Raw genomic sequence first — 12,694 nt, 5'->3', positions numbered from 1 at the left:
TGCGGACGTCGCGCCAAGGGCCGCCCCTGCTCTTCGGCCGCGGCAACTGGGCGGTCACTCGTGGTCGATGTGCTCCGGGTCGCGGATGAAGGTGCGCTTGGCGTACACCGCGCGGTTGATGAACCAGGTGATCGCCCACAGGACGATGCCGAGCAGGAGCAGGCCACCGGCGATGACGTACTGCTGCTGCTGCTCGGGGCTGCGGGCCCACGGGCCGACGAGGAAGGCACTGGACACGGCAGCGATGATCGGCAGGCCCCACGGGGCGACGAAGTGCTTGTGCTCGACGTGGTCCTTGCGCAGCACGAGCACGGCGGCGTTGACGACGACGAAGACGACCAGCAGGAGCAGCGCCGTGGTGCCACCGAGCAGGGAGACGACCTCCGAGGCGCTGTCGAGGGTCACGTAGGTGATCAGGGCGTAGGAGACCAGCGTGGTGAAGATGATGGCCACCCACGGCGTCCGCCGGCTCGCGTGCACCCGTCCGAGACCGGGCGGGAGGACCTCCTGCTTGGCCATGCCGTAGACGAGGCGTGAGGCCATGAGCATGTTGATCAGCGCCGTGTTGGCCACGGCGAACATCCCGATCCACGGGAAGATCTGGTCGAAGGGCAGGTCCGGCGCCCCGACCGCGACCACCTGGGTCAACGCGGAGCGTTCTCCACCGACGAGATCGCCCACCGGGACCAGCGCGACCGCGGTGACCGAGACCAGCGTGTAGATCACGGCAGCCAGGCCGAGGCCGGTGAGCATCATCTTCGGGAAGTCCCGGGAGGGGTTCGTGGTCTCCTCGGCCATGTTGACCGAGTCCTCGAAGCCGATCATCGCGAAGAACGCCAGCGCCGTGGCCGAGGTGATCGCGAGGAAGGTGCCCTTCTCGTCGGGGCTCTCGAAGACGACGACGCGGGAGAAGTCGGCCCGGCCCTGGAACATGGCGTACAGACCGATGAAGATGATCATCAGCAGGCCGGACAGCTCCACGAGGGTGAGCACGACATTGGCCTTGACGCTCTCACCGACGCCACGCAGGTTGATCAGGCCGATGACGGTCATGAACCCCAGGGCGATGAGCAGCAGCGCGGGAGAGCTGTCGCCCCAGTCGGCCTTGAGCCCGTCGCGGAGGAAGCCGGCGAAGGCCCGCGACGCGGTGGAGGCGGAGGTGATGCCCGAGGCCATCACGGCGAAGGCCACGATGAAGGTCACGAAGTGGATCCCGAAGGCCTTGTGGATGAAGGTCGCCGCCCCGCCGGCCGCGGGGTACTTCGTCACCAGCTCCAGGTAGGAGAAGGCGGTCAGGGTCGCGACCGCGAAGGCCACGAGGAAGGGCGCCCAGGCGGCCCCGCCGACCTCACCGGCGACCTCACCGGTGAGCGCGTAGACACCGGTACCGAGGATGTCACCGACGATGAAGAGCAGCAGCAGCTTGGGCCCCATGACCCGCTTGAGCTCACCCGCCCCGTCGACGGCACGCTCCGATGTGACCTCGGACATGGGACCTCCCTGGCTCCGGGTGCGCGATCGCGCACTGATCCCCCAACCGTGGTCCGCATCCTTCCACGACGCAACTGCTGATGGGGCGACACGCCGACACGACTTCTCCGGCGCCGAGGGTCAGGCGTCGATGCGTTCGCGGTCCAGCTGGTCGGCGGAGGAGACGATGAAGTCGCGGCGGGGGTCGACGTTCTTGCCCATGAGCAGCTCGAAGACCTCCTCGGCGATCTCCAGGTCCTCGGTGGTGACCCGACGCAGCATCCGGTGCCGCGGGTCCATGGTCGTCTCGGCGAGCTGGTCGGCGTCCATCTCACCCAGACCCTTGTACCGCTGGATCGGCTGCTTGATGTTCTTGCCCTTGGCACTCAGCGCAGCGAGCTTCTTGCGCATCTCCGCCTCGGAGTAGGTGTAGATCAGCTCGTTCTTCTTCGACCCGGGGTTGATCACCTCGATGCGGTGCAGCGGCGGCACGGCGGCGAAGACCTTGCCGGCCTCGACCATGGGTCGCATGTAGCGGAAGAAGAGGGTCAGCAGCAGCGTGCGGATGTGGGCGCCGTCGACATCGGCGTCGGTCATGATGATGACCTTGCCGTACCGCGCCGCGTCGAGGTCGAAGCTGCGGCCCGAGCCGGCGCCGATGACCTGGATGATCGAGGCGCACTCGGCGTTCTTGAGCATGTCCCCGACCGCGGCCTTCTGGACGTTGAGGATCTTGCCGCGGATGGGCAGCAGCGCCTGGAACTCGCTGCTGCGGGCCTCCTTGGCCGTTCCCATGGCCGAGTCGCCCTCGACGATGAACAGTTCGGTGGCCTCCACCTCGGTGCTGCGGCAGTCGCGCAGTTTCGGCGGCAGGGTCGAGGTCTCCAGGGCGTTCTTGCGGCGCTGGGTCTCCTTGTGCTGGCGCGCGGAGATGCGCGACTTCATCTCGGCGACGACCTTCTCCAGCAGCTGGGCGGCCATCTGCTTGTCCCCGCGCTTGGTCGAGGTCAGGCGTGAGGTCAGCTCGGTCTCGACGACCTTCGCCACGATGGAGCGCACGGCGCTGGTGCCGAGGACCTCCTTGGTCTGGCCCTCGAACTGCGGCTCGGCCAGCCGCACGGTGACGACCGCGGTGAGGCCCGCGAGCAGATCGTCCTTCTCCACCTTGTCGTTGCCGACCTTGAGCTTGCGGCTGTTGAGGTCGAGCTGCTTGCGGAAGACCTTGAGCAGCGCCTGCTCGAAACCGGCGACGTGGGTGCCGCCCTTGGGCGTGGCGATGATGTTGACGAAGGAGGAGGCCTTGGCCTCGTAGCCCGTCCCCCACCGCAGCGCGATGTCGACGCCGCACTCGCGCTCGACCTCGGTGGGGGTCATGTGCCCCTTGCTGTCGAGGACCGGGACGGTCTCGGTGAACGTCCCGGTGCCCTCGAGCCGCCAGACGTCGGTCACCGGCTGGTCGGGGGCGAGGAACTCGACGAACTCGCTGATGCCGCCGTCGTGGTGGAAGACCTCCTCCACCGGCTCCTCACCCCGCTCGTCCCGCACGACGAGGGTCAGGCCGGGCACGAGGAAGGAGGTCTGCCGCGCCCGGGCCATCAGCGCGGTCAGGTCGATGGTGGCGTCCTTGAGGAAGATCTGCGGGTCCGCCCAGTAGCGCACCCGCGTGCCGGTGACGCCCCGCTTGGCCTTGCCGACGACCTCCAGCTCGCTGCCCTTCTCGTAGGGCGTGAACTCGTTCTCGGGCGACTTCGCCCCCTTCGCGCCGGCGACGTCGGAGAAGACGCCCGGCTCGCCGCGGCGGAAGCTCATCGCATAGGTCTTGCCGGACCGGTCGACCTCGACGTCCAGGCGCACGGCGAGGGCGTTGACGACCGACGCGCCGACGCCGTGGAGACCGCCGGAGGCGGTGTAGGAGCCGCCGCCGAACTTCCCGCCCGCGTGCAGCTTGGTGTAGACCACCTCGACGCCGGTCAGTCCGGTCCGGGGCTCGATGTCGACCGGGATGCCCCGGCCGTTGTCGCTGACCTCGACCGAGCCGTCGCCGTGCAGGGTGATGTCGATGCGGTCGCCGTGGCCGCCGAGGGCCTCGTCGACGGCGTTGTCGATGATCTCCCACATGCAGTGCATGAGGCCGCGCTGGTCGGTGGAACCGATGTACATGCCCGGGCGCTTGCGCACGGCCTCGAGACCCTCGAGGACCTGCAGGTGGTGCGCCGAGTAGTCCTTGACGGACTTGCTGCTGGCGGTCTTCTTGGCGGTGCTGGCTGCCGGAGGCACGAGGTGGGCCGGTCCTTCTCGTCGGGGCGGGGTCTTCTTCGCAGGGTAGTCCGCCCCACGGGCGCGACCGGGGAGGTTCCGGCTCGTGGTGTCGCGACGGTGGGGACGGATGCCGGCCCACGGGGCCGTGTCGGCCGGGTCACGGCTGTGTGTCATCAGTCACGCCGCGCGATCCGGGTGCTTCGCGGGAAGCACTCGGCGTGTTTGACTGTTGGCACGGACGTCCACGCTTACTGACGTAGGAAATGAGGCACACGTGAACGCGACCCTGGCCAGCCCCTTGACCGCAGCCGACCGCTGCGACCGCTGCGGCGCCAAGGCCTATGTGCGCGCCCGCCTCCACGCGGGCGGCGAGCTGCTCTTCTGCGCCCACCACGGGCGGGAGCACATCCCTGCACTGAAGGACCTCGCCGAGATCGAGGACGAGTCCTCGCGGCTCGAAGAGGTCCCGGCGTCGGCGCCCGTCGAAGAGCGCTGACGCTCGACACCCCACCTCGTGATGACCCTGGCGGCCCAGGCCGCCCCCGATCCCATCGGCTTCGGCCTGCTGATCGCTGTTGCGATCTACGTCGTCGGGGTCATCGGCATCGTGCTGCCGGTCCTCCCCGGTCTCCTGCTGTGCGTCGGGGCGGTCCTGCTCTGGGCCATCGACACCGGTGGCACCCTCGCGTGGGTCACCTTCGGGGTGGCCCTCGTGCTGTACCTGTCGGGGGTCAGCCTGCAGCTGCTCATCCCCGGACGCCGGATGAAGCGTGAGGGCGTCGGCGGCCTGACCCTGCTCCTCGGCGTCGTCGGCGCCGTCATCGGCGTCGTCGTCATCCCCCTGCTCGGTCTGCCGATCGGCTTCGTCGCGGGGATCTTCGCGGCGGAGTACCTGCGCTTCCACCAGCTCGACCGGGCGTGGTCCGCGACGAAGTCGGCCCTGCGTGGGGTCCTGCACAGCATGGGCATCGAGCTGACGACCGCCCTGGCCATCGCGATCAGCTGGACGATCGGGATCCTGCTGCACTGAGTGCGGCTCACCGCACTGCCCGGCCGTCCACGGCTCGGGAGCACGACGAAGGGGCCGGTCACACCGGCCCCTTCGTCATGCGTCGCTCGATCAGTGGCTACCAGCCCTGACGCCGACGCTCCTCCCAGCGCTGCTCCATCCGCTCCATGAAGGTCCCCTGGCGCGGCTGCTTGCGGGAGCGGCCCTGCCCGCCGCCGCGACCGAATGCGGTCGGCTTGGACCTGGGCCTGGGCGGTGACTTCTTCACCGCACCGTCGTCGTCGACGACACCGAGCGTGGCCGGCTGGCGCGAGGGGGTGAAGGCGTAGGCGACGGCCGCGACGATGATCACGAAGCCGGCGACGCCGATCCACAACGTCGTGTTGATCCCGAGCAGGACCAGGCCCAGACCGACGATTGCGCCGACGACACCGATGGCTACGCGGCGACGGTCGGTCCCGCCGGGCCCCGTCCTGCGGCCCTTCATCTGCGACGCAAAGCGAGGGTCCTCGGCCCGGATGGCCTCTTCCATCTCCTCGAGCATCTGCCGCTCACGCTCTGACAGCGCCACGGTGACCTCCCAACGCTTCCTTCCGACGGGCCCGGCGACCCGTGTCGCCATGACAGGTACCCCGCCATGGTCTGTTCATTCTAGGTCGCTCCCGGGCCTCGCGGTAGGTGGGTGGCCTCGCCGGTCGTCGCCGTCCTTCAGCAGGCTCGCCGGACGCACACTCCCGATCCCGAATCGGGCGCTGGCCCGGTCGATCGCCCGGTCGGCATCCCGCCACCCGTGCTCCGGCTCGTCGAGGGCGACCTGCACCGGTGTGGACGCCGTCTCGCTCAGCTGCTCGACGCGCACGCCGACGAGTCGGATGCGGGCGCGTTGCAGCCCGAGGGCGTCGTAGAGGTCCCGGGCCATCGCGGCGATGTCCCGGGAGACGTCGGTCGGGTCGCGAAGGGAGCGGGAGCGGCTGATCGTCGTGAAGTCGGCGAAACGCACCTTGATGCTCACCGTCCGGCCGACCAGGCCGGCGGCCCGCAGCCGGCTCGCGGTCTTCTCGCTCAGGGCGAGGAGTGTGCGGTGGACGACCTCCGGGTCGTCGACGTCGTGGCCGTAGGTGCGCTCGTTGCCGATGCTGCGCTCCCGGCGGACGGGCTCGACGGTCCGGGGGTCGCGTCCCCACGCCAGGTCGTGCAGGTGCGTGCCGGTCGCGGCCCCCAGAGCGCGCACGAGGGTCTCGCGCGGGGTGTGGGCGATGTCGGCGACGGTCTTCAGGCCCAGCCGGGCCAGGGACTCCTCGGTCTTGTCGCCCACGCCCCACAGGGCGGCCACCGGCAGCTGCTGGACGAAGGTGACGACCTCGGCGGCGGGGATGACGAGGAGGCCGTCCGGCTTGGCGAGGGACGAGGCGAGCTTGGCGACGAACTTGGTGCTGGCCACCCCGACCGAGCAGGTGATCCCCTGCTCGTCGGCGACGGTGTCACGGATGCGCTGGGCGATCGTCGCCGGGGAGCCCATGAGGCGGACGGCGCCGGCGACGTCGAGGAAGGCCTCGTCGAGGCTCAGCGGCTCGACGGAGGGGGTGATGTCGGTGAAGGTCGCCATCACCGACCGGGAGATGCGGGCGTAGAGCTCGTGGTCCGGGGGCAGGATGGTCGCCTGGGGGCACAGTCGACGGGCCCGGCCCATGGGCATGGCGGAGGTGACGCCGAAGGCGCGGGCCTCGTAGGTCGCGGAGAGGACGACACCGCGGTTGCCGCCCCCGACGATGACGGGGGTACCGACGAGGTCGGGGCGCGCCAGCAGGGAGGCCCCGGCGAAGAAGGCGTCCATGTCGACGTGCAGGATCGTGCACCCGGTGTCGTCCGGGGGGCCCTGGCCGGCCCGTGGTGGGGGCCGGAACTGACGCCGGCTCATCGCGGCCCGATCAGTCGCGGCGGGCGATGACGTGGACCGCTGCACCCAGCGCGGACAGGCCGATCCGGCGGTCGGTGGCCGCGAGCTCCTCGAGCCCCAGCAGCGCCTGCCGGTCGGCCTCGGTGTCGATGTACTCGTACGGGACGAGGTCGCTGAAGATGCGCACGCCGCGGGCGTCGAGGGTGGTGAAGCCGGCGCGGCTGAGCATGTCGGCCACGTCGGTGCGGTCGAAGCGGCGCGGCATCGGGTCGTCCTCGCCCCAGCGGCCGTCGGCGCTGGTCAGCGCCGCGGTGGCCTGGTCGAACCGCCCGGCGACGGCGCGGGCCAGCACGGCGGCCACGCGCTGGGCGGTCACGAGGGACAGGTGGCCGCCGGGGGCGAGCACCTCGGCGACCCGGGTGAGGGTGGCTCCGGGATCCTCGACGTACTCGAGGGCGCCGTGGCAGCAGAGCAGGTCGATGGACCCGGGCGTGACGGATGCGGCGAAGGTGTCGGCGTCGCCCTGGACGGCGCTGACCCGCTCGGCGGCGTCGGACTCCTCGGCGCGACGGGCGAGGGAGGCCAGGGCGTCGGCGTTGGGGTCGACGACGGTGACCGTGTGGCCCTGCTCGGCGAGCGCGACGGCCACTCCCCCGGTGCCACCCCCCAGGTCGAGGACGCGCAGGGGCCGCCCCAGCTCCTGGCGACGCGACTCGCTGAGGTCGTGGAGCTGGGACCAGACGGCGGCGGTGCGCATGTTGGCCTCGACCCCGCTGCTGCGGGACCATCCTCGCTCGTCGTTCACGTCTGCTCCTGCTCGTGGGGTGATCGATCATCCGCCTGCCCCGGCGGACCCTCCAACCCTAGTCGCCGCCCCTGACGGTGCTCCCCTGTCGCCCGGTCGATGTAATAACGCGGGCCCCAACACGCGCTATTACATCCATCCAATGGCAGCTGCGCCTGCGAGTCGTCGAATCGATGGACCACGGGGCGCTCCAGCGCTCGGCGCTACATCCACCCGAAGTCAGGGCAGCGGTGTCCCCTGGTGGTGGACCTGCTGCCAGCCGTGCGCCCGCTCGCACCAGATCGAGGTGCGTCGAGCCCGTCTGCCGGTCTGATCCGAGTCCCATGAGACCTGGACGACACCGGGTGCGATGACCCGGCCACGCAGGTCGTGGATCCCGATGGGTGAGGTCTCCTCGTCGTCGGACTGCTCACGCAGCAGGACGAGGACCGACTCGCGATCCCAGGCTCGTCCGGATGCACCGACCTCGGTGAAGTCGGGCGCGAGCAGCTCGAGCAACCGGTCCTCGTCGGCGCGGGCAACTGGGGTCTGCAGCTCACGCTCGAGCCGCAGGACCGTGGGCAGCACGGACTCGTCCATGGCAGCCATCCCAGCACGTCCACCCCCACTTACAGGGCGAAGGGGGCGCGGGTCCCACCCTCGTGGGTGGCTCAGCAGGACTTTCCCATGTACGTCAGTGGCCGGAGCTGCCCGGCGAGGAGTGCCACAGCTTGCGCGGGGGCTGCACACCCGAGCCGGCGGGGCGGGTGTCGGCCCAGGGCGACTGCCGGAAGCCGGAGGCGTGGACGAGCACCCGGTGCCCCTCGGGCTGCTGGTGCGCGGCATCGCGCGCCCGGGCGAGGTCGTCGGCCTCGTCGAGCGCGGCGTGCACGGCCTCGATCCCGCCGCGCTGCCAGGCGTCCCACAGCGTCGACAGCTCCCACGCGCCGGAGGCGAGCACGGAGACGCCGCGGTCCCCGGCCCGTCGCACGGTGCCGCGCACGAGCAGCAGCCAGGAGTGGAAGATCGTCGCCGCATAGGGCCCCTGGGTGTCCTCGAAGAAGGTCGCGTCGACCGGCCCGGTGGAGTCGTCGACGGTGAGGAAGACCACCCGGCGCCCCGAGCGGATCGGCGGGGTCTGGGTGGCGACCTTGACCCCGGCGGCGAGGACCTCGGCATCGCTGCGCACCGAGAGCAGGTCCGCGCTGCGGGTGACCCCGAGCGCCCGGAGCATCGGTGCGTAGAACTCCATGACGTGCCGGGAGGCGTCCAGGCCGAGAATCTCCAGCTCGGCACTGACCTGGTCCGGCACGGTCATCTCCGGCAGGCCCACCCCTTCGCCCAGCTCCGGGGAGTCCCCGAGGTCGAGGGTGAGCTGGCTGGCCACGGGGGTCGTGGTGGTCGTGCGCACCTGCTGCGCACCGAGCTCGCCCGCGGTCCAGGCCGGCGGCGCGGCCCGTCGGGACCGACCGCGCGGGCGCCCGGTGCTCGCCCGCGTCCACCGGTCCAGCTCGGCGACGTGCAGCAGCAGGTCCCGGCGGGTCAGTCGGCCCCGGTGGCCGAGCCCCGGCCCCCCGCTGCCCGCGCCGGTGCCGTGCACGGAGTCGAAGGCCCCGACCAGGACCAGCCGCTCGACGACGGGCCGGCTCACCTGCGCCCGCTGCCAGAAGTCGGTGAGCGAGTCGTAGGGAGCACCGGCGACGACACGGGCGATCTCCGCCTCGCTCATGCCCTTGACGTCGGCGAGGGACAGGCGGATGCCCCACCCCGACCCGTCCGGCAGGTCCGGGTCGGCGGGCCGGTCGCCGGGGACGGGCGCCCGCTCGATGCGGTACTCCCCCGTGCTCGCGTTGACGTCGACCCCGAGGACGGTGATGCCGAGGGAGCGGGCCTCCTCGAGGAGCAGCCGCTTGGGGTACATGCCCGGGTCGTGGGTGAGCACCCCGGCGAGGAAGGCCGCCGGGTGGTGGGTCTTCAACCACGCCGACTGGTAGGTCGGCATGGCGAAGGCCGCGGCGTGCGCCTTGCAGAAGCCGAAGGAGGCGAAGGCGGCGAGCACCGCCCAGATGCGATCGACGTCCTCCGGCGGGTACCCGCGTGCGGTCGCGGCCGGACGCCACCACTGCTCGATCCGCGCCTGCCCGTCGGGGCTGCCCATCGTCCGGCGCACCTCGTCGGCCTGGGCCAGGGTCACCCCGGTCGTCTCGGCGATGATCCGCAGCATCTGCTCGTGGAAGACGACCACGCCCTCGGTCTCGGCGAGCGCCGGGACGAGCCGCTCGTGGAGGAACTGCGGGCGGGACCACCCGTGCCGGGCCTCGAGGAAGGGCCGGATCATGTCCGACTTCACCGGACCGGGGCGGAAGAGGGAGATGTCGACGACCAGGTCCTCGAAGGCCGTCGGGGCGAGCTTGCCGATGAGCTCGCGCTGGCCGGGGCTCTCGATCTGGAAGCACCCTAGGGTGCGGGTGGTGCGCACCATCGCGAAGGTCGCCGCGTCGTCGAGCGGGACGTCGCCCCGGTCGTCGAGGTCGACCCGGGTGCCCTCGACGCGCTCGATCTCGCCCACCGCGTGCGCCATCGCGGACTGCATCCGGATGCCGAGGACGTCGAGCTTGAGCAGCCCGAGGGCCTCCACGTCGTCCTTGTCGAACTGGCTCATCGGGAAGCCCAGCCAGCTCGACTCCACCGGGGTGCGGTCGAGCAGACCACCATCGGACAGGACCATCCCGCACGGGTGCATGGCGATGTGCCGGGGCAGCCCGTCGAGACGCTCGACGAGATCAAGAAGAGTCCCAAGTCCGTGCTCACCAGGCTGCGATCCGGCCCCGAGGCCGCGGGTGCGCAGCTCCGGCAGCTCGGCGAGGGCGCTGCGCACGTCCCTGGCCCGGATGTGCGGGAAGGCCTTGGCGATCTGGTCGACCTCCGCGGGTGGGATGCCCAGCGCCGCGCCCACGTCGCGGATCGCGTGCCGGGCCTTGTAGGTGTCCATCATCGACACGCAGGTGACCCGGTCGCGGCCGAAGCGCTCGAGGACCCGCTCGTACATCTCGGTCCGGCGGGCGGACTCGACGTCGATGTCGATGTCCGGGAGCTCGGCCCGCAGTGGGGAGCAGAAGCGCTCCATGAGCAGGTCGTGACGGATCGGGTCGATCGCGCTGATGCCGAGCAGGTGGTTGACCAGGCTGCCCGCCCCGGAACCGCGGGCGGCCACCCGCACCCCGGCCTCGACGATGAGGTCGACGACCTCGGCGACGGTGAGGAAGTAGGTCGGGTAACCCAGCGCCGCGATGACGTCGAGCTCGTCCTCGAGGCGCTCCTCGACCTGCCGGAGGGTGCTCGGCGAGGCGTCCGGGTACCGCGTGCCGATGGCCGCTCGGCAGCGCTGCGCGAGCACCGCCTGCGGGTCGTCGTCGGGGCCCAGGCCGAGCACCCGGGCCTCGGGCAGGTGGACCCGACCGATCCCCAGGTCCTTGCGATCGTCCTGCGCGCACTCGAGGGCGGTGCGGGTCGTCGTCGCGAGGAGCGCCTCGGCGCGCTGGCGCGGACCGGCACAGCCGAAGCCACCGGCCCCGCCCCCGAGCGCGGTCGTCACCCGGTGCGCGGACGCGGCCATCGTCGGGGTGTCGGCGAGGTGACCGGCCTCGGTGATCCGGTCCAGGTGGCGGGTGTCGAGGACGACGAGCCGACGGGTCGCGTCGAGCACGTCGGCGACGACCGCGTCCTGCGGGTGCAGGTGGCGGGTCGCGGCGGTGAGTACGGCCGGGGTGCCGGTCGCGTCGGCCAGCCCGAGCAGGTGCGCGGCGTGCCCGGTCGAGGCGGGTGAGCCGGGCGGGCCGCCGTGGTCGACGACCTCGATGGCGACGGCCCCGGTGGGCAGCAGGCGGCGCCATGCCGCGAGACGATCCCGGGCGATGTCCGGCCGGCGGTCGAGCAGCGCGGCGCCGACGTCGGAGCCCGGGCCGAGCAGGACCAGCAGCGGTGCCGGCTCCGCGGGGTCGGGCGCGGTCGCGTGCCGGGCGATCATCTGCGGCTGCGCGACCGCGTCGCCCCGCTCACCGGTCAGATGCACCTCGCTGACGAGGCGGCAGAGCCGCGCCCACCCGACGCCGTGCGGGACGCCCGCACCGGCTCCTCGCGCCAGCACCGTGACGCGGGGGTGCCTGGGGTCCACCTCGGCACCCCCGCGCGCCGGCGTGCGAAGGGGGCGGTCCCGTCGCTGTGCCGGACCCGGACGAGCACCGACGGCCAGGTCGACCCCGAGCACCGGCGCCACACCGGCCGCACTCGCCGCCCGGACGAAGCGGACGGCCCCGTAGAGCCCGTCCCGGTCGGTGAGGGCGAGCGCGGGCTGGCCGAGCTCGACGGCCCGGGCGACGAGGTCCTCCGGCGTGCTCGTGCCGTGACGGAGGGAGAAGCCCGAGGCCACGTGCAGGTGGGCGAAGCTCATCCACGCCCTCCATGTCCGCTCAGCACGGTCAGCACAGTCGAGTCACCGGTGACGGGGACCGGGGGCAGGCCGAGCAGCCCCGCGACGAGCTGGACGAACTCCTCCCCCTGGCGCAGCAGGTCGTCGACCTCGCGCACGCTCATCGGCGCCCCGCTGCGCGCCTCGTCGGACAGCACGGCCCCGAAGAACTGCGCCCACTCGGTCAGCTCGGGTGCCACCCGCGGGAGCAGGTGCCACACGTCGAGCGGCCCGGACCCGCTCGCGCACGCCCGGCCACGGACGGCGAGGACCGCAGCGGCGGCCCGGAGCACGGCCAGCCGGGTCGCGGCGCTGCGCCCGTGGGCCGTGCGGGCCCAGTGCGCGCTCGCCAGGCTCTCGGCGGCGGCGGAGAGCAGGTGGACCGCGCCGTCGACGCGGTCGGGGTGCAGGAGCGGTGCGGCGGCCATCGTCACCACCTCAGTCCTGCGTCCGCAGCAGCAGCCAGACGGGCCCAGCGGGCCTGGCAGACACGGCAGGCGTGACAGGGACGCCGTCGACGCCGAGGTCGTAGACGCCCGGCGCACTGCTGCGCCCACGGCTGGCCGTCACCCGCCACACGTCCCGGGCGAGCGGGACCTGGGCCAGCGGCTGCTCGGTGGCCGACCGCCACCACGGGTGCCGCTCCTGCCAGTGGGCGATGACCTCGGTCACCCGGTAGAGCCGGCCACGCCACAGGAACTGCTCCGGCGCCCCGCACCGGTCATCGGGCTGTCCCTCCACACCCATACGCTGCGGATCGCCCACCCGCACCTCGATGGTCTCCTCCACGAGCCGGACCATGATCAA

The 12,694-nt window shown here is 71.9% G+C and carries 11 protein-coding genes; 2 read left to right on the top strand and 9 right to left on the bottom strand.

Annotation, left to right across the window (positions count from 1 at the left end):
* Positions 1-54 precede the first annotated feature (54 nt).
* A complete protein-coding gene (locus PVE36_RS07220) occupies positions 55-1,491 on the bottom strand; it encodes an APC family permease (RefSeq protein ID WP_277455568.1) in 1,437 nt (478 codons plus the stop codon).
* A 120-nt stretch (positions 1,492-1,611) separates the two neighbouring features.
* Entirely contained in the window at positions 1,612-3,747 is a 2,136-nt protein-coding gene (locus PVE36_RS07215) for a DNA topoisomerase IV subunit B (protein WP_277455567.1), read from the bottom strand.
* Positions 3,748-4,003: 256 nt separating this feature from the next.
* Between PVE36_RS07215 and PVE36_RS07210 the strand changes: the two genes are divergently transcribed.
* Both PVE36_RS07210 and PVE36_RS07205 read left to right on the top strand, forming a co-directional pair.
* A complete protein-coding gene (locus PVE36_RS07210) occupies positions 4,004-4,225 on the top strand; it encodes a hypothetical protein (RefSeq protein WP_185989800.1) in 222 nt (73 codons plus the stop codon).
* 21 nt (positions 4,226-4,246) lie between these two features.
* Positions 4,247-4,759: a DUF456 domain-containing protein gene (locus PVE36_RS07205; RefSeq protein ID WP_277455780.1), complete on the top strand. Its 513-nt coding sequence runs from the start codon at positions 4,247-4,249 to the stop codon at positions 4,757-4,759.
* Positions 4,760-4,856: 97 nt separating this feature from the next.
* Here PVE36_RS07205 and PVE36_RS07200 read toward each other — a convergent pair whose 3' ends face one another.
* The 7 genes from PVE36_RS07200 to PVE36_RS07170 form a co-directional block, all read right to left on the bottom strand.
* Positions 4,857-5,309 carry a DUF3040 domain-containing protein gene (locus PVE36_RS07200; protein WP_277455565.1) on the bottom strand — a complete coding sequence of 151 codons (453 nt, stop codon included), beginning with the start codon at positions 5,307-5,309 and terminating at the stop codon, positions 4,857-4,859.
* Positions 5,310-5,384: 75 nt separating this feature from the next.
* Positions 5,385-6,656, bottom strand: a complete 1,272-nt coding sequence (gene dinB / locus PVE36_RS07195) for a DNA polymerase IV (RefSeq protein ID WP_277455563.1) — start codon at positions 6,654-6,656, stop codon at positions 5,385-5,387.
* 10 nt (positions 6,657-6,666) lie between these two features.
* Positions 6,667-7,440, bottom strand: a complete 774-nt coding sequence (locus PVE36_RS07190) for a methyltransferase domain-containing protein (RefSeq protein ID WP_277455561.1) — start codon at positions 7,438-7,440, stop codon at positions 6,667-6,669.
* A 219-nt stretch (positions 7,441-7,659) separates the two neighbouring features.
* Positions 7,660-8,028, bottom strand: a complete 369-nt coding sequence (locus PVE36_RS07185) for a DUF4440 domain-containing protein (RefSeq protein WP_277455558.1) — start codon at positions 8,026-8,028, stop codon at positions 7,660-7,662.
* An 85-nt stretch (positions 8,029-8,113) separates the two neighbouring features.
* Entirely contained in the window at positions 8,114-11,869 is a 3,756-nt protein-coding gene (gene dnaE, locus PVE36_RS07180) for a DNA polymerase III subunit alpha (RefSeq protein ID WP_277455556.1), read from the bottom strand.
* Entirely contained in the window at positions 11,866-12,315 is a 450-nt protein-coding gene (locus PVE36_RS07175) for an SAV_6107 family HEPN domain-containing protein (RefSeq protein WP_277455555.1), read from the bottom strand. Before PVE36_RS07175 ends, dnaE begins: the two co-directional genes overlap by 4 nt.
* 10 nt (positions 12,316-12,325) lie before the next feature.
* Positions 12,326-12,688 (bottom strand): DUF6504 family protein, encoded by a 363-nt coding sequence (locus PVE36_RS07170; protein ID WP_277455553.1) that lies wholly within the window; start codon positions 12,686-12,688, stop codon positions 12,326-12,328.
* Positions 12,689-12,694 lie beyond the last annotated feature (6 nt).

It is taken from the genome of Janibacter sp. DB-40, from assembly GCF_029510815.1.
Classification (GTDB): domain Bacteria; phylum Actinomycetota; class Actinomycetes; order Actinomycetales; family Dermatophilaceae; genus Janibacter.
This window is presented reverse-complemented; position numbering and strand designations above follow the sequence as displayed.